The organism is Serratia sp. JSRIV006 (genome assembly GCF_019968685.1).
Classification (GTDB): Bacteria; Pseudomonadota; Gammaproteobacteria; order Enterobacterales; family Enterobacteriaceae; genus Chania; species Chania fonticola_B.
Genome location: NZ_CP074137.1, coordinates 1,217,618 through 1,242,411 on the forward strand (window position 1 = coordinate 1,217,618; position 24,794 = coordinate 1,242,411).

The 24,794-nt window shown below is 52.0% G+C and carries 24 protein-coding genes and 2 pseudogenes; 13 read left to right on the forward strand and 13 right to left on the reverse strand.

From position 1 onward, the window contains the following. Positions 1 to 3 precede the first annotated feature (3 nt). The 6 genes from nqrE (at position 4) to KGP16_RS05500 (ending at position 5,753) form a co-directional block, all read left to right on the forward strand. Positions 4 to 600 carry an NADH:ubiquinone reductase (Na(+)-transporting) subunit E gene (gene nqrE, locus KGP16_RS05475; RefSeq protein ID WP_021181925.1) on the forward strand — a complete coding sequence of 199 codons (597 nt, stop codon included), beginning with the start codon at positions 4 to 6 and terminating at the stop codon, positions 598 to 600. Between the two features lie 15 nt (positions 601 to 615). Then, the gene (nqrF, locus tag KGP16_RS05480) at positions 616 to 1,839 is read left to right on the forward strand and encodes an NADH:ubiquinone reductase (Na(+)-transporting) subunit F (RefSeq protein ID WP_021805594.1); all 1,224 of its coding nucleotides are present in this window, start codon (positions 616 to 618) and stop codon (positions 1,837 to 1,839) included. A gap of 24 nt (positions 1,840 to 1,863) precedes the next feature. Then, positions 1,864 to 2,877, forward strand: a complete 1,014-nt coding sequence (locus KGP16_RS05485; protein ID WP_371822670.1) for an FAD:protein FMN transferase — start codon at positions 1,864 to 1,866, stop codon at positions 2,875 to 2,877. 5 nt (positions 2,878 to 2,882) lie between these two features. Next, positions 2,883 to 3,110 carry a (Na+)-NQR maturation NqrM gene (gene nqrM, locus KGP16_RS05490; protein WP_223500932.1) on the forward strand — a complete coding sequence of 76 codons (228 nt, stop codon included), beginning with the start codon at positions 2,883 to 2,885 and terminating at the stop codon, positions 3,108 to 3,110. Between the two features lie 482 nt (positions 3,111 to 3,592). Continuing rightward, entirely contained in the window at positions 3,593 to 4,651 is a 1,059-nt protein-coding gene (gene dinB / locus KGP16_RS05495; protein ID WP_021805591.1) for a DNA polymerase IV, read from the forward strand. Between the two features lie 88 nt (positions 4,652 to 4,739). Then, on the forward strand, positions 4,740 to 5,753 hold the full coding sequence (locus KGP16_RS05500) for a hypothetical protein (RefSeq protein ID WP_223500934.1): 1,014 nt from the start codon (positions 4,740 to 4,742) through the stop codon (positions 5,751 to 5,753). A 64-nt stretch (positions 5,754 to 5,817) separates the two neighbouring features. On the opposite strand, the gene pepD is transcribed toward KGP16_RS05500, so the two are convergent. Further along, a complete protein-coding gene (pepD, locus tag KGP16_RS05505) occupies positions 5,818 to 7,278 on the reverse strand; it encodes a beta-Ala-His dipeptidase (protein ID WP_021805589.1) in 1,461 nt (486 codons plus the stop codon). A 336-nt stretch (positions 7,279 to 7,614) separates the two neighbouring features. On the opposite strand from pepD, the gene gpt reads away from it, so the two are divergent. The 5 genes from gpt to proA all read left to right on the forward strand — a co-directional run bounded on the left by gpt (position 7,615) and on the right by proA (position 12,426). Then, positions 7,615 to 8,073 carry a xanthine phosphoribosyltransferase gene (gpt, locus tag KGP16_RS05510; RefSeq protein ID WP_021805588.1) on the forward strand — a complete coding sequence of 153 codons (459 nt, stop codon included), beginning with the start codon at positions 7,615 to 7,617 and terminating at the stop codon, positions 8,071 to 8,073. Between the two features lie 167 nt (positions 8,074 to 8,240). Beyond that, the gene (gene frsA, locus KGP16_RS05515) at positions 8,241 to 9,488 is read left to right on the forward strand and encodes an esterase FrsA (protein WP_021805587.1); all 1,248 of its coding nucleotides are present in this window, start codon (positions 8,241 to 8,243) and stop codon (positions 9,486 to 9,488) included. Positions 9,489 to 9,548: 60 nt separating this feature from the next. Next, positions 9,549 to 9,950 carry a sigma factor-binding protein Crl gene (gene crl, locus KGP16_RS05520; protein WP_021805586.1) on the forward strand — a complete coding sequence of 134 codons (402 nt, stop codon included), beginning with the start codon at positions 9,549 to 9,551 and terminating at the stop codon, positions 9,948 to 9,950. 109 nt (positions 9,951 to 10,059) lie between these two features. Continuing rightward, positions 10,060 to 11,163, forward strand: coding sequence for a glutamate 5-kinase (proB, locus tag KGP16_RS05525; RefSeq protein ID WP_024483654.1), 1,104 nt, complete (start codon positions 10,060 to 10,062; stop codon positions 11,161 to 11,163). Between the two features lie 9 nt (positions 11,164 to 11,172). Beyond that, positions 11,173 to 12,426, forward strand: a complete 1,254-nt coding sequence (proA, locus tag KGP16_RS05530; RefSeq protein ID WP_179253320.1) for a glutamate-5-semialdehyde dehydrogenase — start codon at positions 11,173 to 11,175, stop codon at positions 12,424 to 12,426. 87 nt (positions 12,427 to 12,513) lie between these two features. On the opposite strand, the gene KGP16_RS05535 is transcribed toward proA, so the two are convergent. From KGP16_RS05535 to KGP16_RS05555, 5 genes are all read right to left on the reverse strand, one after another. Beyond that, positions 12,514 to 13,260, reverse strand: a complete 747-nt coding sequence (locus KGP16_RS05535; RefSeq protein WP_223500936.1) for a cyclopropane-fatty-acyl-phospholipid synthase family protein — start codon at positions 13,258 to 13,260, stop codon at positions 12,514 to 12,516. Between the two features lie 10 nt (positions 13,261 to 13,270). Beyond that, a complete protein-coding gene (locus KGP16_RS05540) occupies positions 13,271 to 13,528 on the reverse strand; it encodes a YjhX family toxin (protein WP_021805582.1) in 258 nt (85 codons plus the stop codon). Between the two features lie 307 nt (positions 13,529 to 13,835). Then, entirely contained in the window at positions 13,836 to 14,408 is a 573-nt protein-coding gene (locus KGP16_RS05545; protein ID WP_094983028.1) for a DUF1349 domain-containing protein, read from the reverse strand. A 168-nt stretch (positions 14,409 to 14,576) separates the two neighbouring features. After that, a complete protein-coding gene (locus KGP16_RS05550; protein WP_021805579.1) occupies positions 14,577 to 15,713 on the reverse strand; it encodes an HlyD family secretion protein in 1,137 nt (378 codons plus the stop codon). Between the two features lie 4 nt (positions 15,714 to 15,717). Beyond that, positions 15,718 to 16,041 (reverse strand): DUF3302 domain-containing protein, encoded by a 324-nt coding sequence (locus tag KGP16_RS05555; RefSeq protein ID WP_021805578.1) that lies wholly within the window; start codon positions 16,039 to 16,041, stop codon positions 15,718 to 15,720. 411 nt (positions 16,042 to 16,452) lie between these two features. On the opposite strand from KGP16_RS05555, the pseudogene KGP16_RS05560 reads away from it, so the two are divergent. Further along, a pseudogene (locus KGP16_RS05560) lies at positions 16,453 to 16,560 on the forward strand (LysR family transcriptional regulator); the annotation flags it as partial. 5 nt (positions 16,561 to 16,565) lie between these two features. Here KGP16_RS05560 and KGP16_RS05565 read toward each other — a convergent pair. The 6 genes and pseudogenes from KGP16_RS05565 to KGP16_RS05590 all read right to left on the reverse strand — a co-directional run. After that, positions 16,566 to 16,695: pseudogene (locus KGP16_RS05565) on the reverse strand (aldo/keto reductase); the annotation flags it as partial. A 330-nt stretch (positions 16,696 to 17,025) separates the two neighbouring features. After that, on the reverse strand, positions 17,026 to 17,532 hold the full coding sequence (locus tag KGP16_RS05570) for a fimbrial protein (protein WP_179249113.1): 507 nt from the start codon (positions 17,530 to 17,532) through the stop codon (positions 17,026 to 17,028). Between the two features lie 21 nt (positions 17,533 to 17,553). Beyond that, entirely contained in the window at positions 17,554 to 18,780 is a 1,227-nt protein-coding gene (locus KGP16_RS05575) for a hypothetical protein (protein WP_223500937.1), read from the reverse strand. Between the two features lie 16 nt (positions 18,781 to 18,796). Beyond that, entirely contained in the window at positions 18,797 to 19,537 is a 741-nt protein-coding gene (locus KGP16_RS05580; RefSeq protein ID WP_094983031.1) for a fimbria/pilus periplasmic chaperone, read from the reverse strand. An 18-nt stretch (positions 19,538 to 19,555) separates the two neighbouring features. Then, positions 19,556 to 21,922 carry a fimbria/pilus outer membrane usher protein gene (locus KGP16_RS05585; RefSeq protein ID WP_245398322.1) on the reverse strand — a complete coding sequence of 789 codons (2,367 nt, stop codon included), beginning with the start codon at positions 21,920 to 21,922 and terminating at the stop codon, positions 19,556 to 19,558. 222 nt (positions 21,923 to 22,144) lie between these two features. Next, positions 22,145 to 22,702: a fimbrial protein gene (locus KGP16_RS05590; protein WP_115158575.1), complete on the reverse strand. Its 558-nt coding sequence runs from the start codon at positions 22,700 to 22,702 to the stop codon at positions 22,145 to 22,147. A gap of 455 nt (positions 22,703 to 23,157) precedes the next feature. On the opposite strand from KGP16_RS05590, the gene KGP16_RS05595 reads away from it, so the two are divergent. Then, positions 23,158 to 23,982, forward strand: coding sequence for a hypothetical protein (locus KGP16_RS05595; RefSeq protein WP_021805571.1), 825 nt, complete (start codon positions 23,158 to 23,160; stop codon positions 23,980 to 23,982). 198 nt (positions 23,983 to 24,180) lie between these two features. On the opposite strand, the gene KGP16_RS05600 is transcribed toward KGP16_RS05595, so the two are convergent. Further along, positions 24,181 to 24,732 carry a phospholipase D family protein gene (locus KGP16_RS05600; protein ID WP_371822671.1) on the reverse strand — a complete coding sequence of 184 codons (552 nt, stop codon included), beginning with the start codon at positions 24,730 to 24,732 and terminating at the stop codon, positions 24,181 to 24,183. Positions 24,733 to 24,794: the final 62 nt, after the last annotated feature.

Consider the following 24,794-nt stretch of genomic DNA (forward strand, 5'->3'; position numbering starts at 1 on the left):
CCGATGGCTCACTATATCAGCCTGTTTGTGCGTGCGGTGTTCGTTGAGAACATGGCGCTGGCGTTCTTCCTGGGGATGTGTACCTTCCTGGCGGTGTCGAAGAAGGTCTCCACCTCGTTTGGCTTGGGGATTGCCGTGACGCTGGTCCTTGGCATCTCGGTACCCGTCAACAACCTGGTTTATAACCTGATCCTGCGTGATGGGGCGCTGGTGGAAGGCGTCGATCTGAGCTTCCTCAACTTCATTACCTTTATCGGCGTGATTGCGGCGCTGGTGCAGATCCTGGAGATGATCCTCGATCGCTTCTTCCCGGCGCTCTACAACGCCTTGGGGATCTTCCTGCCGTTGATCACGGTGAACTGTGCCATTTTCGGCGGCGTGTCGTTCATGGTCCAGCGTGATTACAACTTTATGGAATCCGTGGTGTACGGCTTTGGCTCCGGCACTGGCTGGATGTTGGCGATTGTTGCCATGGCGGGGATCCGTGAAAAACTGAAGTATGCCGATGTGCCAGCCGGGTTGCGTGGCCTGGGCATTACCTTTATTACCACCGGATTGATGGCATTGGGCTTTATGTCGTTCTCCGGCGTCCAGTTGTAAAGGCAGGAAGCATTTATGGAAATTATTTTAGGCGTGGTGATGTTTACCTGCATCGTGATGGTGCTGGCGTTACTGATCCTGTTTGCCAAATCCAAGTTGGTGAACACCGGTGACATTGCCGTTGAGGTTAACGGCGATCAAGACAAGAGTTTTACCGCCCCAGCGGGGGACAAGCTGCTGAACATGCTGTCCAGCCAGGGGATTTTTGTTTCCTCGGCCTGTGGTGGCGGCGGCTCCTGCGGCCAGTGCCGGGTGGTGATCAAAGAGGGCGGCGGCGATATTCTGCCAACCGAACTTTCCCATATCAGCAAGCGTGAAGCCAAAGAGGGCTGCCGCCTGGCGTGCCAGGTTAACGTGAAGCAGAACCTGAAAATCGAGCTGCCGGAAGAGATCTTCGGCGTGAAGAAATGGGACTGCGAGGTGATCTCCAACGATAACAAAGCCACCTTTATCAAAGAGCTGAAACTGCGCATTCCGGATGGGGAAGATGTACCTTTCCGCGCTGGCGGCTTTATCCAGATCGAAGCGCCCGAGCATGAAGTCAGCTATGCCGATTTCGACGTGCCGCAGGAATACCGTGGCGACTGGGATAAATTCAATCTGTTCCGTTACCGTTCGGTAGTCAAAGAGCCGACGGTGCGCGCCTATTCAATGGCCAACTATCCCGATGAGAAAGGCATCATCATGCTCAACGTGCGTATCGCTACGCCACCGCCGAGCAACCCGGACGTGCCGCCGGGCATTATGTCTTCCTATATCTGGTCGCTGAAGGCGGGGGATAAGGTGACCATCTCCGGGCCGTTTGGCGAGTTCTTTGCCAAAGACACCGACGCCGAGATGGTCTTTATCGGCGGCGGGGCCGGTATGGCGCCGATGCGTTCACACATCTTCGATCAGTTGAAGCGCCTGAAATCGAAGCGCAAGATCACCTTCTGGTACGGTGCGCGCTCCTTGCGCGAGATGTTCTATGAGGACGACTTCAACCACCTGCAAGAAGAGAATGAAAACTTCACCTGGCATGTGGCGCTCTCCGATCCACAGCCAGAGGATAACTGGACGGGCTACACCGGCTTTATTCATAATGTCCTGCTGGAAAATTATCTGCGTAACCATCCAGCGCCGGAAGATTGTGAATTCTATATGTGTGGGCCGCCGATGATGAACGCGGCGGTGATCAAGATGCTGAAGGACTTGGGCGTGGAAGATGAAAACATCATGCTCGATGACTTTGGTGGTTAAATGCGAGCTGTAGGCGGCGATGGAATGAAGGCTTGGATGATGGTGGTGGCCCTGGCCACCGCAGTATTGCTGACCGGTTGTAAACCGCAGCAGGAAAACCTGCGTGGCAAAACCATGGGGACGTCGTACTCGATCAGTTATCTCCCTGGGGACGGAACGCCTTCGGTGGCAACGCTGCAAGAGGAGATCGACAAACGGCTGGTGCAGGTTAACGATCAGATGTCGACCTATCAACCTGATTCCGAGCTGAGCCGCTTTAACGCCAGCCGGGAAGTGGACAAGCCTTTCCCGGTTTCTGCTGCCACCACGGAAGTGGTGCTGGAAGCGCTGCGCATCAACCGTGTGACCGACGGCGCGCTGGACGTGACCGTCGGGCCGCTGGTGAACCTGTGGGGTTTTGGCCCGGAAGGGCGGTCGGATAAAGTGCCGAGCGCCACCGAGTTGGATCAGCGCCGCAACTGGACGGGGATCGACAAGCTGGCGGTGGAAGGTAATGCGCTGGTCAAGCGCATTCCTGAACTTTATGTCGACCTCTCTTCCATTGCCAAAGGCTACGGCGTTGATGTGATTGCCCAGTACCTGCAATCGCAGCACGTCAAAAACTACATGGTTGATATTGGCGGGGAGGTTCGTACCCGTGGCCATAACGGTGAGAAGAAGCCTTGGCGCATTGCTATCGAACGGCCAACCGCCGGGGGGGAGCAGCAGGCGCAACTGGTGATCGAACCGGGTGAGATGGCGATGGCGACCTCCGGGGATTACCGAAACTACTTCGAGCAGGACGGAGTGCGCTATTCTCATACTATCGACCCGCTCACCGGTAAACCGATCCGCCACAACTTAGTGTCGATCACGGTGATCAGCCCGCTGTGTATGACGGCGGACGGGCTTTCTACCGGGTTAAACGTGATGGGGCCGGAGCGGGGTATGGCACTGGCCAACCTGCTGGGGATCCCGGTGTTTATGATCGTGAAAACCGCCAAGGGGTTTGAGGAGCGCTATTCCGACGCGTTCAAACCCTATCTGAAGAAAGGGTAGACGTTATGTTGACGATGTTCGCAGCATCCTTTGTGCTGTTTCTGCTGGTGGTTGGCGGAATGTCGTTGGGCTATGTGTTCAAGCGCAAAACCTTGCAGGGCAGCTGTGGCGGCATTACCGCGCTGGGGGTGGAGAAGGTCTGCGACTGCCCGGAGCCCTGCGATGTGCGCAAAAAGCGTATGGCGAAGGAAGCGCAACGCCGCGAGATGCTGGAAAAACACCGAATTCTCTAGCCACACTGGTTTTCCATGTAGGGGCGCTGCACAGCCCCTCACCCCAACCCTCTCCCAATGTACATACCGAGTACCTCATGAACACTTGTTTGGGGAGAGGGGGCTAGTGCGGAGTTGCGGTCAGGTGCCGGAACTAATTTGTGGCACGTTCGGTCCCCTCTCCCAATGTACATACCGAGTACCTCATGAACACTTGTTTGGGGGGAGGGGGGCTAGTGCGGAGTTGCGGTCAGGTGCCGGAACTAATTTGTGGCACGTTCGGTCCCCTCTCCCAATGTACATACCGAGTACCTCATGAACACTTGTTTGGGGGGAGGGGGGCTAGTGCGGAGTTGCGGTCAGGTGCGGGAGCTAATTTGTGGCACGTTCGGTCCCCTCACCATGTGGGAGAGGGTTAGGGTGAGGGGCGTCACTAGTCTACACTCTCCATATTGAGCTTTTAATAATTGGCTGTATACTTATACAGTGTTATTGGAGGCGCGATGCGTAAAATCATTCATGTCGATATGGACTGCTTCTTCGCAGCGGTAGAAATGCGCGACAACCCCAGCCTGCGCGATATCCCGCTGGCTATCGGTGCCAGCGCCGATCGGCGTGGTGTGATCAGCACCGCCAACTACCCGGCGCGCCGTTATGGCGTGCATAGCGCTATGCCCACCGCCACGGCGCTCAAGCTATGCCCGCACTTGACGCTATTACCGGGCCGCATGGCGGCCTATAAAGAAGCCTCGCTGCATATCCGTGAAATCTTTGCCCGCTATACCCCGCTGATAGAACCGCTCTCTCTGGATGAAGCCTATCTGGACGTGACCAACAGCACCCAATGCAACGGCTCCGCCACCCTGATTGCCCAACAGATCCGCCAGGAAATTGCTGCTGAATTGAACCTGACCGCCTCGGCAGGCATTGCCCCGATCAAATTCCTCGCCAAGATAGCCTCCGAGTTGAACAAGCCAAACGGCCAATATGTCATCACACCGGCGCAGGTACCCGCTTTCTTGCAGCAGCTGCCGCTAAGTAAAATCCCCGGCGTGGGCAAGGTCACCGCCAAACGGTTGGAAGAGGTGGGGCTAATCACCTGCGCCGATGTGCAGAACTATAATCTGGCCGATTTGTTAAAGCGCTTCGGCAAGTTTGGCCGGGTGCTGTGGGAACGCTGCCAGGGTATCGATGAGCGTGAGGTGTCTCCCGATCGTTTACGCAAATCGGTAGGGGTTGAGCGAACGTTGGTGGCCGATATTCATGAGTGGGAAGATTGCGAGGCGTTGATCGTTGAAAAGCTCTACCCCGAGCTGGAAATGCGGCTGCGCAAGGTCAAACCAGATCTGCATATCGCCCGCCAAGGGGTAAAGCTGAAGTTCCAGGATTTCCAGCAAACCACCCAGGAGCACGTTTGGCCGGTGCTCAATATTGAGGATTTGCTTAACGTGGCCCGCCAGGCATGGCAGGAGCGGAGGGAAGGGCGAGGTGTGCGCCTGGTTGGCCTACACGTAACGCTGCTCGATCCTCAGTTGGAGCGGCAGTTGGTACTGACGTGGTGAGGTGAAAAACGAGTATGTTTAAAGCACTAGCCTAGGTACAATCAACGCTTATTTTTTTTGGTTATATCCTTACAGGGAAGCAGGAACAATGGAAAAGACTCACCAGGCGTCCGCAACAAAATGGACGTGGGCCGATTTACACAGTAGCTATCGATTTTGGGGGCTGGTTTTTTATTTTGTTTTTATTGCTTCGAGTCAATATATCTTGAGCATATATTCGGCGCTTTATATGAAGCAAAGTTCAGGTTTGTCCTATTCAACGATTGGCGTCGCATTTTCATTCCAACAGGCCGGTTTTTTATTTGGTGTGATTCTGGCCTGGATAGCCAGCCGGATGAAAAGCTACTATTTACTGTACCTGTTTAGTGCCTTCTATTTACTGGGTATAGCATTATTCTGTTTCAATGTGGAAAACGTTGTTGCGCTGATGGCCGGAGAGATGCTGATAGGGCTGGGGATAGGGGCTATCATACTGATCATCCCTGCATTTATTGCTGGTGCAGTCGGCAGTACAGAAACTTATGTCTTGGCATTTGGGTTGATGGCAACATTGAAGTTGTTGAATAATTTATCCATTGCGCCTCTGGCAGGATGGGTTTTTGATATGGATCTGTTGCTTGGCAATCCAACATACTTTTTTGCAGTATTAGCGACACCGGCGATCATTGGCACATTGTTGTTGATGCCGATGAAACCACAGTTATTTAATGTGGCGCCGCCGGTACGGCAGGCTGCTCCTCTTACGCCGACATACCGCGAACCTGGAATGACCTTCCTGCTGTATTTTGTGCCGTTTTACAATATTTATTGGTTGGTAAAAATACATGCGGAAATCAGAAACTATAGCCAATCTGCGACACTACTAACCCCTAGAGGGGCTGGGTGGTCGGCTTTTGTTGTGCCTATTGTCACGCCAGCAATTTTCTCCACGCTAAACGATACTCTTCGGGCGATAATTGAAAGCCATGGGCAACAAGCAAGGTATAAGACCTGGCTGATAATCCTGTTTGCTTTCCTGCTGCCACCGGTTAGCGCAGCGCTGATACAGTCGCAGATGAATGAAATTAGCGGCAATCTGGCTAACAAGGAAACGCAATCCTGACAGGTAGGGCCGATAGTTTTTTCAACTGAGTTATTGGGCCCAGCGTTAAACTGGGCCCAATATCTTATCCGCGCTCAGGAATCGCTTTCAGCAAGGCGGTCAGCAGCGTCCAGTATTGGCCAACGCTGGCGATATGCACCTGCTCATCCGGTGAGTGCGGCCCGGTGATGGTCGGCCCAATCGACACCATATCCATCTGTGGGTAAGGCTTCTTGAACAAACCACACTCCAGCCCGGCGTGGATCACCATGATGTTTGGCGTCTTGTTGAACAGCTTCTGGTAGGTTTCGCGTACCAGTTGCATCACCGGAGATTTGGCATCTGGCTGCCAGCCCGGATAGCCGCCTTTCGGGGCCACTTTGGCGTTGGCCAGTTGGCCCAAGGCGGTCAGCATATCCACCACATAGTCTTTACCGCTGTCGATCAGGGAGCGGATCAGGCAAATGATTTCGGCTTCATGCTCGCTGGTGGTCACCACGCCAACGTTCAGCGAAGTTTCTACCACGCCTTTCACTTCGTCGCTCATGCGGATCACGCCGTTAGGGGTGCCGTTGAGCAGTGCCACCAAGCGGCTCTGACAGTCTGTGGTGAGTGCCTGCAAAGCGGTGGTGGCTGGCTCGAGCAGAACGGTAATATTCTTCTCTTTGGCAGACAGTTCGTTTTGCAGCGTAGCCAGGAATTGCTGGCTCAGGGCTTTCAGCGCATCCGCTTTGGCAGCCGGAACGGCTACTACGGCAGAGGCTTCACGTGGGATGGCATTACGCAGCGTACCGCCGTTCAGCTCCAGCAGACGCAGGTTCAGCTCAGGCGTATGGGCAAACAGGAAACGGGCCAGCAGCTTGTTGGCGTTGCCCAGACCGTGATGGATATCGGCACCGGAGTGGCCGCCTTTCAACCCTTTCAGGGTCAGCTTCAGCGTTTGGTAACCGGCTGGCAGTGCTTCACGTTGCAGCGGCAGGGTGGTGATGAAATCAATCCCCCCGGCGCAGCCCATGTAGATTTCGCCTTCTTCTTCGGAGTCGGTGTTGATCAGGATGTCGGCTTGTAACCAGTTTGGCTGCAGGCCAAAGGCACCGTCCATACCGGCTTCTTCCGTCATGGTCAGCAGGACTTCCAGTGGGCCATGCTCTACGCTGTCATCGGCCAGCACCGCCAGCGCAGACGCCATACCGATGCCGTTATCGGCACCCAGCGTGGTACCACGAGCCTTGATCCATTCGCCGTCGATATAAGGCTGGATCGGGTCTTTGGTGAAATCGTGAACCGTATCGTTGTTCTTCTGCGGCACCATATCCAGATGCGCTTGCAGCGCTACCGGCTTGCGGTTTTCCATGCCTTTGGTGGCAGGCTTGCGCAGCAGAATATTGCCGACCTGGTCGCGCTCGGCATGCAGGTTCTTTTCTTTGGCCCAGTCGAGGATGTGCTGCGCTAACGCTTCTTCATGGTAAGAAGGGTGTGGGATTGAGCAGATCTTGGCAAAAATATCCCACAGCGGCTGTGGCGAAAGTTGAGACAATTCAGACACTATAAGTCTCCTGTGACAGCATTTTCAGCAAGGAGTGAATGCTGTGCGGTTAGGGTGAGTAGCTATCTGTGCTTCAGGCACGTGAGCCTGAGAATATCATTTTATTCGCGGCTGTGCGCGCCCCGTATGACGCTGTTTATCGGCTTGGGTTCCCCGTTTTACGGGCGGTTGCGCCGATAAGCCACGCGGCTCGTCACAAGGATATTCACAGGAAAAACGCATCAACGCCTCGGTTCAACTGGTATTCGTGGCGCGCAGTCTCTATAATCTCGCGCAACCTTTTTTCCCCCTGAACTACTGAGTAAGCCACATCATTGCTGGCTGGGACACCATTCTATGAGCGAAAAATACGTTGTTACCTGGGATATGTTGCAAATGCAAGCGCGCAAACTGGCTCACCGCCTGCTGCCTGCCGATCAATGGAAAGGCATCATTGCCGTAAGCCGTGGCGGCCTGGTGCCTGCTTCACTGCTGGCACGTGAGTTGAGCATCCGTTATGTGGATACCGTCTGCATCTCCAGCTATGACCATGACAACCAACGCGAAATGAAGGTGCTCAAGCGCGCCGAGGGCGATGGTGAAGGCTTTATCGTAGTTGACGATTTAGTGGATACCGGCGGCACCGCCAAAGCGATCCGCGACATGTACCCGAAAGCCCATTTCGTGACCATCTTCGCCAAGCCTGCTGGCCGCCCGCTGGTTGACGATTACGTGGTTGATATCCCGCAGGACACCTGGATCGAGCAGCCTTGGGATATGGCGGTGACCTTCGTGCCACCAATCGGCGGCCGTTAATCAGCTTCTGCTTCAAACGCCCGGCAATACCGGGCGTTGTTGTTTATCCAGCGGTTTCGTCAAATTCGGTAAATTCCCCGCCTTCTACCTCCAGAGTTAGGTACACTAGCACCTAGATATCCCGGCTATTCAAGCCTTGATGTAAGTCTCAGGAGGCTGTTGTTACCATGGCACAGGCCAACCTTTCCGAAGTACTGTTCAAACCTTCATTTAAACATGTCGAAACCTCGACGTTAGTCACCCGTGCCCATCATGCGGTAGGTGCTGATATGCACTCCGCCTTGGAGGGGGACACCGATGGCAACTGGTATCGCATGCTCAACCATCTGCTGTGGACCTGGCGCGGCACCGATCCGTTGGAGATCAGCGAAGTGTTGGCGCGCATTGCGGCCTCTAACGCAGAGCATAGCGACGATCACCTGCTGGATACCGTGGTCGGTTACCGAAACGGCAACTGGATCTACGAATGGGTGCGCCAGGGGATGCTGTGGCAGCAGCGGGCATTAGAGCAACAAGATCCGCTGGTCGGCGGGCAGTATTGGCTCAATGCCGCCAATCTCTACAGCATTGCCGGTTATCCGCATCTGAAAGGGGATGAGCTGGCCGAACAGGCAGAGGTGCTCTCCAATCGCGCCTATGAAGAAGCCGCATTGCTGCTGCCGTACCAGCTAAAAGAGCTGGAGTTCGCCATTGAGGGCGGCAGTTCCATCACCGGCTTCCTGCATATGCCAGATAACGGCCAGGCGCCGTATCCAACGGTACTGATGTGCGGTAGCCTGGATACCTTGCAGACCGATTACCACCGCCTGTTCCGTGATTATCTGGCGCCGCACGGCATTGCGATGCTGACCATCGATATGCCGTCCATCGGTTCATCCTATAAGTGGAAGCTGACGCAAGACTCCAGCTTCCTGCATCAGCAGGTGTTGGCTCAACTGCCTTCCGTGCCTTGGGTTGACCATACGCGTGTCAGCGCCTTCGGCTTCCGCTTTGGTGCCAACGTGGCGGTACGCCTGGCCTATCTGGAGTCGCAGCGTTTGCGCGGTGTGGCCTGCGTTGGGCCGGTGGTGCATAGCCTGCTGTGTGAGTTGAAATGCCAGGACCACGTGCCGGATATGTATATGGACGTGCTGGCTAGCCGCATGGGTATGGCCAACGCTTCTGACAGCGTGCTGAAAACCGAGTTGAACCGTTATTCCCTGAAAACCCAGGGGCTGTTGGGCCGCCGCTGCCCAACGCCGATGCTGGCCGCCTATTGGGATGAGGATCCGCTTAGCCCCAAAGAAGAGTCGCAGCTGATCGCGTCTTCTTCGCTGAGCGGCAAACTGATCGCCATCCCGCGTACGCCGGTTTATCAGAGTTTCCATCAATCCTTACTGCAAATTTGTGATTGGCTAAGAGATAAAATGCGCTAACTAGTTGCTAATTTTTAACAGTTTGTTAAAAAGGGTGGACTACATTGTGGAGGTTGAAAAATGACGCTACCGAGTGGCCACCCTAAAAGCCGACTAATGAAACGCTTTGCCAGCCTGGGGCCGTACCTGCGCGAAGGGCAATGTGAGAACGACCGCTTTTTCTTTGACTGCCTGGCGGTCTGCGTCAACGTCAAGCCAGTACCGGAAAAACGCGAGTTCTGGGGCTGGTGGATCGAACTGCAGGCCGATAATTCCCGTTTCACCTATAGCTACCACTTTGGTCTGTTTGACAAGGAAGGGCGTTGGAACGAGGAAAAGATTAAAGACGCTGAAGTGAAAGAGAAGCTGGAAACCACGCTGCGCGTGTTCCATCGTCGCCTGGGTGAACTGCTTGCCACCATGGAGCTGAAGCTTGAACCCGCCGATGATTTCATTGAACAGCCGATAAAACTCTCCGCCTAAATCAATTCCCCCGCAAATTTACGCCGAAATCGCGTTGTGCCTGTTGGCATAACGCGTCTCTCCTGTTACAACGTCATGCATTCCTTTTAACTCCAACGGCAGAACTATTATGAACGGCAGCCAGACATTGGTTGTGAAATTGGGTACCAGCGTGTTGACCGGCGGTTCGCTGCGTCTGAACCGTGCCCATATTGTCGAACTGGTGCGCCAATGCGCCCAGCAACATGCAGCGGGCCACCGCATTGTTATTGTTACTTCCGGGGCGATTGCTGCCGGGCGTGAACACCTGGGCTACCCCGAATTGCCCGCTACCATCGCTTCCAAGCAGTTGCTGGCGGCGGTGGGGCAAAGCCGGCTGATCCAGCTGTGGGAACAACTTTTCTCGATCTATGGCATTCATATCGGGCAGATGCTGCTGACACGTGCCGATCTGGAAGACCGCGAGCGCTTCCTCAACGCGCGTGACACCATGACCGCGCTGCTGGACAACCGCATTGTCCCGGTGATTAATGAGAACGACGCGGTTGCCACCGCAGAAATCAAAGTCGGCGACAACGATAACCTGTCTGCACTGGCTGCCATTTTGGCCGGGGCGGATAAACTGCTGCTGCTGACCGATCAGCAGGGCTTATATACCGCTGACCCGCGTAATAACCCGGAAGCTGAGCTGATCCGTGAAGTGCATGGCGTTGACGATGCGCTGAGAGCCATTGCGGGCGACAGCGTTTCCGGTTTGGGTACCGGCGGCATGGGTACCAAGCTACAGGCCGCCGATGTGGCCTGCCGTGCTGGCATTGATGTGATTATCGCTGCTGGTAGCAAGCCGGGCGTAGTGGCAGATGTGATTGAAGGCAACCCGGTGGGCACCCGCTTCCATGCGCTGGAAACCCCGTTGGAGAACCGTAAACGCTGGATCTTTGGTGCACCGCCTGCGGGTGAGATCACCGTTGACGATGGGGCGGTAGAAGCCATGATGGCCCGTGGCAGTTCACTGCTGCCGAAGGGTATCCGCGATGTTAAAGGTGATTTCTCACGTGGTGAGGTGATCCGCATCCGCAATCTGGCGGGGCGCGATCTGGCTCATGGCGTCAGCCGTTATAACAGCGATGCCATGCGCATGATTGCCGGGCACCACTCGCAGCAAATCAGCGAAATCCTGGGCTATGAATATGGCCCGGTGGCCGTGCATCGCGACGATATGATCGTAAGTTAAGGAGTGAACATGCTCGAGCAGATGGGGAAAGCCGCCAAACAGGCTTCCTGGCAGTTGGCGGTACTGAGCACGGCGAAAAAGAACCAGGTGTTGGCGGTGATGGCCGACATGTTGGAAGCCCGCAGCGAGGAAATTCTACAGGCGAATGAGCAGGATATGGCGCAGGCGCGTGCCACCGGGATGACTGAAGCCCTGTTGGATCGTCTGTTGTTGACTCCAGCGCGTCTGGCGGCGATCGCCAACGATGTGCGCCAGGTCTGCCGCCTGAGCGATCCGGTTGGCCACGTGCTGGACGGCAATCTGCTGGACAGCGGCCTGAAGCTGGAGCGCCGTCGTGTGCCGCTCGGGGTGATTGGCGTGATCTATGAAGCGCGCCCCAACGTCACCATTGACGTCGCCAGCCTGTGCTTGAAAACCGGTAATGCGGTGATCTTGCGCGGCGGTAAAGAAACTCACCACACCAATCAGGCGACGGTGAAAGTGATCCAGCAGGCGCTGGAACAGTGCGGCCTGCCAGCGGCGGCGGTGCAGGCGATCGAAAGCCCGGATCGTGAACTGGTGAATGAACTGCTGCGAATGGATCGCTATGTAGACATGCTGATCCCACGCGGCGGTGCCGGGCTGCATAAGCTGTGCCGCGAGCAATCGACCATTCCGGTGATCACCGGCGGTATCGGCGTGTGCCATATCTATGTAGACGACAGCGTAGACTACGACAAGGCGCTGACGGTCATCGAAAACGCCAAGATACAGCGGCCAAGCGCCTGTAACTCGGTCGAAACCCTGCTGGTTAATCGGACTATCGCTAACAGCTTCCTGCCTGCGTTGAGCGCGCGTATGGCCGCCGTTGGGGTAACGTTGCACGCCAGCGATAACGCCATGTCGTTGTTGCAGGAAGGGCCAGCGAAGGTGGTTGCAGTGGCCACAGAAGATTACGATGACGAATGGCTATCGTTGGATTTGAACGTGACGCTGGTGGATGATATCGATCAGGCCATCGATCATATTCGCACCCACGGCACCAGCCATTCCGATGCCATTTTGACGCGCTCGCTGAGCAACGCCGAGTATTTTGTCCGTGCGGTGGATTCTTCTGCGGTATACGTCAACGCCAGCACCCGCTTTACCGACGGCGGCCAGTTTGGTTTGGGCGCAGAAGTTGCGGTCAGCACCCAGAAACTACACGCCCGCGGCCCGATGGGGCTGGATGCGCTGACCACCTATAAGTGGATTGGCTACGGCGACGATTTGGTGCGCAGCTAGGTTCAGGTTTAAATGATGCTAAAGGGCGCAGTGTGTAGATACTGCGCCCTTATTGTTTCTGGCTATTGGCTCACTCGCAGCTTTTGATCATCGAGCCATCAACGCAAAAACTCCCCAGCCAAGGTATTCACGCGTGTACGCCACGTGGCGTTTAGGCGCGGTCGTCAACTGCGTCCGAACTTCTTCTGCGAGCTCATCATCGGGGTTTGCCTCCAACCATCGGCGCATCGTCAGCCACATGGCCGCTACGTACCTGTCCCAACCTTCCTGATCTGCCAACACCATTTCTACGACGTCGTAACCGAGCGTGTCAAAAGAGGTGACAAGCTCTGCCAGGGGGAGAAAGTCGGCGAGGGCAGTAGCGCCACACTCTTTGGCGATCTCTTCCGTCGGTGGCAACAGACGCCAATAAGGTTCACCGATAAGGATGATCCCGCCAGGCTTGAGGCTTTTACTCAGCAGTTCGATAGTCCCGGAGACGCCTCCGGCTATCCAGGTGGCACCGACGCAGGCCGCTACTTCACATTTTTCATCGGCTACGTAACCGGCAGCGTCGTTATGGATAAACTCAACGCGTTCGGCGACACCGAGCTCCTCTGCTCGCAGCCTGGCTTGTGCACTGAATAACGGGCTCATGTCGATACCCGTACCGGTGATGTTGTAATCGCGTGCCCAGGTGCAGAGCATCTCCCCCGAACCGCTGCCGAGGTCGAGCACTCGCGTACCTGGTTCCATACGTAACACCGCGCCGAGAGTCGCGTACTTCTCGGGTGTGAACGGATTATGGATGCGGTGAGCACTTTCGCTGATAGTGAAAATACGTGGGATATCCATGACACTCTCCTTAGCGGTTGTCCAACTGGGCGCGAACATTGTTCAGCCCGCTGGTATTGATGCGATATGGCTGACCATTGACGGACTTGATCAGCTTTTTGGTTTTGAGTTTTTTGAATACGGCTAGCGTGCAGTCGCTGAGCAACAGCCCTTCGCGGCTGTAACATTCAACGGAAGTGACGCGGCCGGAGGCATCTCGGACGTGCGCAATACGTCCACCTTTGGCGAGAACGTGTAAGGTACGTTGTTCCTGACGGGATAAATTCATGCTGAAAAACCTGTTAATCATCATGTGCAAAACGTGCAAACACCCAGCGGTGTCCGCATTCGATTTCGGCGCATTGATAATCAGTCCGGCCCGGAAAGGTCGGGCAGCTGATTATCGGATGATTACATTCTCCAGCATCAAAGCCTCGGTATGAGTTGAAAGGGTTTTACGGCGGGAATAGTAACACACATTATTTGTATGGGAATAAGCTGGCACTGAAAAGTGTGATCTTTGATACATCAGCGTTAATGTTGTCGCGCGGGCAGTGAAGGCGGTCCAGCATACTGAATCGCATAGACTCGAACGATTAACTCAGGTCATGCAAGGCTTTATCCACCGGTGGAGTCAGCGTGATATTCAGGAAGTCCACCGATAACCCACGACGTTCAGGCGTGCAGCACATCACACCGATTTTCGCTGCGCCTTGCGGAAAGTAACATAAGCGTAGCAGCGGCCAGTGATGACCCTCCATTGAGTACTGTAATCGCAGGCTGTTGCCTTTGCGGGTCAAGCGAAGCCAGAACTCACGTGGATCCCCCGCAAAGGTGCCGGTTGCCCAGTCTGAGTTCTCCAGCGTCAGCACACTGCCTATTGCGGGGGCACCGTCGTTAAACTCAATACCGGCTTTAAGCCAGTGCTGGTCATCGGTCATGAACATGATCCCGGCCTGGTCATACAGCGTGGTGAAGTCCGCGCAGACCTTTACCTGAAAAGTGAAATCTTCACTGACGTCGGTGGCGAAGATGTGCCCTGAAAAACGCTCAAACCCGTACCAGGTTTTTTGCCAGAAGTCGGTTTTGTCATTTGTGACAACGCTTAACTTACCGTGATCGCACTGCCATTGTTCAGGTTCATTAATCCAGTAAAAGGAATCAAGCATCAGGCCTCCCAGGGGCAAAAAATACACGTTTGTCTACCGGAAATCAGTTTACGCCTTTGTCGATACAATGACTTCCCCAAAGCCCATCGTCTTTCTACGAGATGATGTGCCAGATCAGCGTCATAAATTGGACTATCGCTATCCATTCATCCGGCCGCGTTGTTACGATCAATGATCAAGATAGAGATAGTGCATCCAGCTTGTCATGCGCAGCAGCACCTTACGCATTACGGAAACATGGGTAAAGTGGTCGGAATACACCGCCACCTGGGCAAATATCCCATCTGGCAAAGCATCAACATCCGCATTCGGCTCTAACTCAATCACCGCCAGCACGCCATCGGAGCCGGGTATCATGCTCAATGATTGCAGGGTTCCCTGCGCCTGGTACGTCCCGCTGGGAACGACGGGAAGTATGCTGGTCAGTCTCCCCTGAAACACCTGGCCAGGTAGCGCATTGAAGACGATCTCGGCTTGATCGCCCGATTTCAGGCGTAACAGCGAATTTTGTCTGAATTGCGCGACGATTTGCCGTTTTTGCTGCGGGATAAACACCATCACCGGGCGCAGTGGCAGCGCTGCCGCGTAGGTTCCTGGGCGGATAAGCACCTGGGTTACATAGCCATTACTGGGGGCGCGAACCACGGTTTGGTCGAGATTGTATTTGGCTTCTGTTAACTGGGCACGGAGGCTGACTATCTGCGACTGTTCTCCGTTGACGACGCTGCTTAACTGGCTTTTTATCTGTGCCTGTTCAGCCAATGAACTTTTCACCAGCGCATCCTGCGCCAGAAAATTTTGCCTGGCGTTATCAATGTCGCTTTCGGAGAACGGGTTTACCCTGGCCCGGCTTCCTCTAAGATAGCGCTGGTAGTCTTTATATAAACGATCGCGTTCGGCAATCACCCCCGAGGTATGGGCGACGGCTTCATCTAATTGCCCTTGGAGCACCTGGATGCTATGGATTGCCGTCATTAAATCGGCCTGTAATCTATCGACACGTGCCTGGTATCGGGTGGGCTCTATTTTAAAAAGTACGTCCCCTTTTTTTATAAAGGTATTCTGCTTATCAGTGACCTCACTGACAATGCCGGTAACTTGCGGAGTAATGGGAATGGAAACCACGGCCTTTTGTGCTTGAAAAGTATAAGGGTGGTTATAATTCATTAATAAAATCAGGGCGCCGACTAAAACAACGCCACCCAATGCTGCGGTGGGGACCGTCCATTTGTTTACCGGGATTTTAAATATTTTGAATATGCCATAGGCCAACGCGACATAGGTAAGAATAATGAGCAAGTCCATGGAGTTACTCCGCAGAAGGTGTTTTGGTTTCGCAGATGCTCTGTTCCAGCTCGGTTATTCTTTGCTCTAAGCGGGCAAAGGGATCTTGCTGGCCTTGCATGCCCCAACCGCGCTCTGGGCGATACAACGTGGCCCATATCCATAAAAAAGGCCACATCACATGCAGAGTAAACAAACTGACCCAACCCGCAACATGGATCGCGTCTGCATGCGGATGATTGCGTGATTTTGCGATCAGATAAGGAATGTCATGGAGAATAATGATCCCGTAAAAAATAACGAGGAAGACAACAATGAGTACGCCTAACGCAAAGTAATTTAAGAACATGGTGGCCTCGGCTAAGTAAACTCACCCGACGGATTAGGTACGTGCGCTATGGGGTGCGCCACCTTGTCTGTTAGGCGTGTAGTAGTGGGTTATCATTGACTGTAGTGGATAATAATTTATGAATAGTGATATTTTTCATCTACTTTGGCAGTGCACGCCGACAATGACATGTCGGTAGATAAAACACCTAAGGCAATGCTAAAAGGATGTCTTTTCATATATCCTCTCGGTGGGGAGAGGTCAGTTCATAAAATATAGCACCATCCAAAAAATCTGGCGGTATGAGAACATTTTTGTTGGCGATTTATCAGCAACCTTGGTCGTTAACGGGGCTAAAATGGTAGTGTCTATGAACCCATTTCATAAGTTCTGTGCGAACTGGCAAGGTTTACGTCAACCAAGGAAATACGCATGCTGAAAGAAAACTTCAATGAGCTACAGGTTTTTCTCGCCGTGGCGAGGGAGAGAGTTTTTACCAAAGCGGCGGGCGAACATGCGGTGCGCAGCCTGCTATCACGGTGCCCGCCACGCTCAACGGCTGCGCGGATCAGTTCAACGGCCTGACGCGTATCCGTTGCCGAAGCTCAACCCCATGCAGCCCAGGCCGAGCGCTGACACTTCCAGCCCGGACTTACCGAGATAACGTGTTTGCATTCGGGAGTTCCTCCTATTTTATCGTTAAACGTCGAGTTTGCGGCTGGCTAGCTATTCCACCCTGGCCGGATCGCGATGCGAGAAGAAAGCGCTGGTCGCGGTATCGATCGGCCGATCTGTGGTGTGTGAAAAGTTTTACTCGGCGTGATTTAATTGATTAGAGGGAGTAATTCGCTAGGGTTAATTAGCAGGATTCATTAATAAGCGAATGAACCCTGCTGTTTGTGCTGGTACTGCGGATTTTTTGTGGCTGACCTGGTCGGCAATCTTAGCCTGGCAGGCGAATTGGCCCAAGCTCAACTGAGCAAGGTAAAGACTGCACACATAAGGTTAATCATAGTACAGCGTATAGTGCAGCAAGCGGCTAAATGACCCTGAATTAATCGGCCCCGTTTTAGCGATGTAAGCCGAGAAAAGCAGGGTGTTATCGCCTTTTTTAATTTTTTGGCCGCTATTCTTTTTGCCAAAATACAGCGGGCTGCCATCACTGTCCAGCAGCCCTAACGCGATACCACTCATGCCATCAACCGGAATCAAACTGCCAGATGCGCCGGTCCCCGTTCTGTCGAACGCAATCTTGACGTTCTTATTTTCTGTATCGCAGCCGTATAAATTGATGAGGAAGGGCACCGGTGTAGATTTCCCTTTGGCATCAAGCTCGGCGCTGGATATTTCGCCCATGTTGATCGTTTGATTATCATCACCGACCACGATATTGCAGGTGGCGACAGTAATCCTGCCCACAAACTGAGTGCTACTGCTCGCCTTGATTTCCGCATGAGCAGCGGTGGGCAACAGTGTTGCGGCAAATAGAAGTAAACATTTGCTGTTCATCATTGCTTTCCTTCCCAATAACATTCACGGCATGGCAACTTCGAAGGTCAGCACCTGGCTGTATTCACCATCCTTGATTTTTTTTAGATCCTTGGTGGTGGCGGATATTTCAGCCCGCATCCTTTTTGATTCGCTGATGCTGCTGATATCACTAATAAAGCTGGAGTATTTTTGGTTGAATTTCAAGTATGCACCTTTACCTAAATCAAACAGCTTGAGGCCGATACCCTGTGGCGCTCCTGAGCTATGGCTAATCCCCCAAAAGGTCGAGCTGATTGGGTAACCGCCTTGGGTTTTGATTTCACCGGGCAGATTATAGGCGCTACCCATACAGGTGGTGGATTGGTCTGGTCCTTTTATCACGGTCATGGTGAAGTCCTCACTACGGACTCTGCCACGGCTGAGATCGTCAGAGGAGATCGGCTGGAATGCCACCACATCCGGGGTGACAACGGTCAAGGTACACTGCTTGATCGGTGGTCTCATCGAACCGCCCCCACCTCCGCTACCGATGCTGCTGTTAGTATCGCAGGAAGTCGATCCGTCATTTCCGTTAAGGCCGCAGATAATCAAGTAGGGGGTGCTGGTTGTTGACCAGGCCATATCGGTATCCGAGCCAGAAATTATCCACAGGGCGCCGACCGAGTCTTGCAGGTCATAGAAAGGGTTAACGTTATAATCGGTTTTAAATACTTTGGGTTGTACGCGAAAATTAAACGTTAAACTCTTGGTATAGCGTGGTGTGGCGAGTTCCAGATCCCAGCAAGTTTTTTGGCATGGTGCCAAAGTGGTATCGTTCCAGGTAAACTGCTTATCGTGTTCCATGTTTTCAATATTGCTAAAGGTTCTCTGCGAACCGGCACCGGAGATCGTTAAGGTCAGGTTTTTCCATACGTTAGAATTGGCAGGGATGGGAATATCCAGATCGCTGGCCTTGGAAAACTTATAGGTGATCATCTCTGCTTTATCGCCAAAGTTGATGCAGATTACCCTGGCGGTTTGGCTGGTGGAGTAGATGCCGTTGGGAATTTTCCAGATATCTTTTTTGTCACAATGCTTAATACCCTCTTCGTCTTGATAACAATTAATATCTTCAGTGCCCCTTTGGATCCTTCCCTTGATCAGGCTACCGAGGCTTACGGCAGGAATGAGGCTAGGGCTTGGCGTCCAATCGCAGGCAATAACTGACTCAGCCCAGGCGGTGTTAACAGAGAAAAGCCCTATACAGAAGCTCAGGATAAACTTGATCATAATAATAGCCTCAATATCAAGGGCGACTTTTATCGTCTTTTACCACATCGCACTGGCTCGCTGTGCAATGATAATTTATTGCGTTATAAGAGCCATAATCATTAATGTACTGTAGTTGGATGGCCTGGTTTTTTACCCGCGCGTTTGGCACAGTGACGTCACTCAGCGGCTTAAGCGTTATAGCCTCATCCGCCAGTGATAGCGGTTTGCTCGCTACGCTGAGGGTCGGGATAACGATATAAAAAGGCGTAGGATTGACGATCTTCACGCCATTATTGACGGGGGTAAGCACTAACTTCTCTTGCCAAACCTCCATGGCCATTTTTTTCAGGCTCGCAGGGCGGTAGAAGACCTTTATTTTAATCCGTAAAGCTAACTGCACGACGTTGCTCTTTTCAGATTTTGGTGGGATCTCCTGCAGGTTATAGAAGAACAATGACTCTCTATCCTGAGGTAATTGAGCCGCAGCCGGCAACGGGGTAATGTTTACCTGCACTGTAGTGTCTTGTTCCAGCCGTTGTAGCGGTGGCAGCACGGTAAGGGGGGAGTTTATTTTTTCTTCATTTTCATTTTCTAGCCAGCTTTGTGCCAGATAAGGTAATTTTTTACTGTGGTTAATAATATTAACCGGTGCCGATTTTTCATCACCCATCATAATCACGCGAGTTCTATCAATAGAGATCGCCGCGTTGGCCTGGGAGACGCTAAAACCTGCTAGCATCAGGATAAAAAATAGCTTGGTAGCCTGTGGGAACATGGGAATATCCTTGTGAGATTATTGGGTTTTACATACCGTAGAAGAGGTGAAAGACAGCGATACATTCTGGCCCTGCAGGCTGAAGAAACAGTGTCGGCCAGCCGCATCCATCGCTTTTAGGGTGGAATCACTGCTGACTCCGGAAATATAGACCTCGCCATTTTCACCCACCATGCCAACGCTTCTCTTCTCAGCAGCGTCTTCAACGGTGGTGCCAAACGGGATCGGTCGGCCCTGGGGATCGGTTAACCGAATAAAGGCTTTGATCCCCCGGTAAACCTTGAGTCTGCGATAGCCAATCGCCCCTTTGGTTAGCACCGTTTGGATGTTGGCGACTGAACCATCAACATCATCGGGGAGTCGTTTAGTATCAATCGAGTAATCGGTGCGGTAATATTCCGGGACGTCGTTGATGATGGCCAAGCCTTGGGCGTTGGTGGGCTCGTTGCGGTCTCCATTGCCAACGTAAACACCGGCAATACCCTTAGTGTCGAGCAGCAATCTTGAGTTTCCGGCGTAGCCGTCACGGTGCATAACGGTGCCATGAGCGGTGGTCGTGAACCCGGACTTGATGCTGCCGCCCAGATAGTAATCGTCGTCACTCATCGATGCGTTTAAGGTGGTGGCGACCTTGGCCATTTTTTGCGAGGAGTTGGCATTGATCTTACCTTGCCGCAAGCCCTCATAGGCGTTGGCGCCAACGGACCAGGTATTATTGGGGTCAACATTATTGGTATAGGACAGGCTCGGTGATAATTTACCGTTATTGGTACGCATAGCGGTATTCATATAGCTTTTGGCACCTAATGGGATATTAAAACTCAGGTAGATTGAGTTGTTGTTTTTCTGGCTCTGTGAATAAAAGCTTTTCTTATACTCTGTGCGGTTTACCGAGAGATAGGTATTGATATTTTTCAGGCCGGCGAAGTCAAAGGATTTTGACACGCTTAACCCGTAGGTATTACTGTCGGAAACGTCCTGCCAGTAGGTTTGCTTGGTATAAATGGCGTTCAGTGAGAACCCGAGATCGCTAAAGCTCTTGCTGGCGACGATATTGTAACTTTCCTTGCTGGTGCTGATATAATCCGGGCTAGTTTTCAGTGTGATAAAATCATTGAGCGTCAGGAAGCTTTCCTCTGAGAAACGGTAGCCCGCAAAGGTAATTTGGCTATCAATGCTGTCGAACATTTTCGAGTAGTTGAAACGGTAGCTTTGGCCCCGCGGGCGGGAGTCTGTCAGCTGTGCATCGGTGTGGGTCAAGTCGAAGGATAGGGCACCCAGTATGCCCATATCGTAACCAATACCCCCGTTGATAGCGTAGTACTGTTTATCGGTAAGGATAAAGCCGCCAAACAGTGACGTTCCTGAAAAGATGCCGAGAGAGGCTTCACCGGTGGCGAGATACGGATTGAAACTTCCATTGTTATTTGATTGCCCCATCATGACTTTATATCTGACATGACCGGAACGCGTCAGGAAAGGAACGTTGGAGGTTTGAATGGTTGACGTTCTCTCCTCACCATTTTCCTCGCGGATGGTTATTTTTAACTCGCCAGAGGTCATGTCGGTGAGATCGTTGATGATAAAGTTGCCGGGCGGCACCAACTTTTCATAGATAACGTTATTATCACCCCGGGTGATGATAATTTTGGCGTTGCTGTTGGCAACTCCTTCGATGACCGGCGCATAGCCACGCAATGCCGGTGGCAGCATGCGATCGTCGCTGACAATGGCAACCCCGGTATAGTCAATGGCGTCGAAAACATCGGATGAAAGAAAGTTTCTGCCGAGAGTTAAATGAGCACCGGCATCATTGAGTGAGCGCGCCAGGTAAGCCGTTGGCGTGCTGAAGCGCGATTGCTTTTCGCCCTGCCGGCCTTTATATAAAAATGCCTGATGGTGACTTCTCAGGCGCCAGGAACCGTAGTTCACACCGGCAGTCCCGTAGCCAGATAATGACAGGTAGTTTGAACCCTGCTTATTCTGATAGACGTTGCCACTGGCGTTATAATCAAGCAGGATGCCGGGAATGCCTTCATCCCATTGCGCCGGTGGTATCCAGTTGGGATCGTTATACTTTAACGCTGCCTGCGGGATCGTCAGCAGCAGTTCGCTCTTTTTACGATCGATTCTCACCGTGCTGCCTGCATAATCCTCAACGATAATGCAGGTGCTATCCCCTGGTGCGTGGTGTTCCATTATTCCCTGCAAGGCACTACTTTTTAAATCAAATTTCTGCAACAGTTCCGGGGTAAAGCAAACCTTGCTGTCCCCCTCGATGTCGATTAACTGGAACTGGAGGGTGCCAACAGTTCTATTATTCAACTTTAACGACAGCAGGTAGTTTCCCGCTGGAATATAATCAGGACGTGAAAAATTACTCAAGCTGATACTCTGTTTATCGAGGATGTCCAAGGCTCTGGTCTCAAACTCAATATCATTGTTTTTTGCATAGGCTGAGTGTGCAACAATGATAAAAAACAATAGGGATGAAGCGGGTGAGTAATTTTTCTTATTGTTCATGATAATAGTTTCTGAACGTCGGTAAGTAGCAGGCTTGGCCAAGCCATACCTGCTAGGTGATAATTACTACTGGATTTGGGGGTTTTAGAGATAGGTCAGAGAGAAGCTGGTCAATGCGTCATAGTGACCGGCAATAACCGCTTCCCCATCCAAGGCAACGACCTGAGCGGAGAATTGCAGGGTGTTGTCTCCGGTGCGTAAGCTATAAGGCTCGGATTTTGTCGCAATCTTAACCTGCTTGTTGGCGGCATCTAACAGACGGATGGCCAAACCCTTGGCATCACCGGTGACCCCCAGGAAACCATTGGCACCACCGACAGACATGCCATCGAAGCGGACGTTGACTTTGGTTTCGGCGGCAGCCTTGGGATCAAATGTGCAGCCGATAAGTTTGATTTTAAACTCGATAGGGGTGCTGTAACCGATAGTGGTCAACTGGGAGTCGGCAACCTGTCCCAAGTTGATCGATTGGTTGTCGCCATCAATACCTGGAGCTAAACCGCAAGGGGCTTTTAACACCGAACCTTTGAACAGGATCTGGCCATTGCCTTGGGAACCAGGGGGAACCTCAGCCAGAACGGTACCGCTCAGCGCTAAAGAGGCTAATACGGTAGCGGCTAGCAGGGTTTTCTTGATAGTCATTTTTAATCTCCATATTTACATGCTGTCTTTGGTATAAATCGGCTATACCTTTCCTTGAGGTTACTTATATAAAAGACCTCACACATAGCGCCTTATCTTGTTGCCAGGTGTGAGATCTCTTAAACACCGTAAATCATTAGCCAGGTGTCCTTTTTAGCTTGTCTTCCCTTGAGGATAGGCAGACTTACACAGTATCCTGGATTACTCACTGTCCATTTTTGTTGTTAATTTTGGTATATGTAATAATTATTATTAATTATAAATTAGAGGAATTATAATTATAGTGGCAATATTTATTAAACCCTTTTAATTCAATCTGTTAGTTTGTTTTTTATGTTATAATTTTTAATAATTTTTACAATCATTGACATTATTTTGTATTATCGGTAGGTTATGTGTTTTTTGATTTTTTGCGTATTTTTAGCGATAAATAAACTGAGAGTGGAGTTTGTTGTGTGGTCGTTTCAATAATCAATGGTAGGAGGCGTGAGATTGGTCTAAGTGAGGATTTGGATGCTGCAGTGGAGATTTATTATAATGCGATTCATAAAATTTATATGACTCATCCTCTCTATTTTAAAGTGATGTTTAAAGCCAATCGGAATATTATTTTTTGGTCCATGTTAGGTGGTTATTACACCTTTAAAAACCCTTCTTTTAAAGGGGTTAAGAAGCTTTGCATTAACCATGAATTGTTAAGTGCTAATGCCTTGGATTCATTCATCTCTTTCTTGCAGGTAGGAGGGCGCTTGGCGATCAGGCGTGATGAACAGGATAAACGCAAATTAACTTACCAACCGACAGCCAAAGGGGTAAATGAGGTTCGTGAGTTGATTGATACCCTGCTGCTGGCTTACGCGATGATCTACCCTGAGTTCGCTCTTGCACAGAGGTTTGATCACGATGATTTCATGGCGGATTTTTTCAAAAATTATATACAAGTCATAGGGAAAGAAATGTTTGTGTATGACGTTGTGCCAGATAGCCGTGCATTTTTGACCAAGGATGGGGGGCATATGATGATGTTTCACCTGTATATGGAAAGTCTCAGGCAAAGAACGTTAACGGTGCAATATAATTACTTAAAAGTATCGACGGAGTTTTCGGTATCCCGCTCACATATCAAGCGATGTTTTCAGGCAGCCGAGCGGTTAGATTTATTGAACTTGAGGCAAGATGGCAAGACCATTGAGCTTAAACCCCGTTTTATCGATATGGTCAGAGAGGCCTTCTGTTTTTACCTGGCGAGCGTGGAATATGGCGTTTTTGGGGCGCGTTAATCGGGTCCAGGCATGCCAGCCTTAACTGAATGGTAGGGTCTCACATATTCGACCGTAGGGGCGCTGCATGCTGCGCCCGCTTTGACTATCAGTGGGTGAGTTCAGAGCATACATCTTCACCAGGGCGCAGAATAGTATCCTGACGTAACAGAAATTTTTGTATCTTGCCCGAAGTGGCAACGCTTGCAGATGAACTTATTATGGCAGTTTCGTGGCTTCAAGCCTCACTTTGTAAGGCAGGCCCAAATCCCAGCGGCTTTGCCAGTGTGCGATGAACTGCCTGGTAACGTCGGGCATATAGCGCAGTACTACCACGTTTTCGCTATTTTGTGTTTCAGCTGAGGGAGCATAGTTAAACGAGCCGGTTTCCACCGTCTTGCCATCGACAATAATCGTCTTGTCGTGCTGAATATGATAATGCCCATCGATGCGCATCTGTATGCCGTGAGTGGCCGCGTAGTTAATTGCAGCCTGGCTGGCTTTGCCCTGATTCCGGCGTTTATCGACTACCACGCGCACCTCCACTCCACGATTGTGCGCCGCTACCAGCGCCTGGGTGATATCGGGTGCCTGGAAAGAATAAGCGATCATTTGGATGGACTGATGTGCGTGGCCGATAATATTCAGCACCAACGCCCGCGCCGAGCCCTCTGGCGAAAATCCCACTTGCACGTGTGTGGCCGCATTGGCAGCGGTGGGCAAGGCGACGACAGCGATCAGCGCTAGCCAATTGATCCGGTATTTAAACAATTTTGTGCTCCACGGTGAACGCGGTAGGAATAACAAAGCGGCCAGGTTCGCTGAGTTTAACT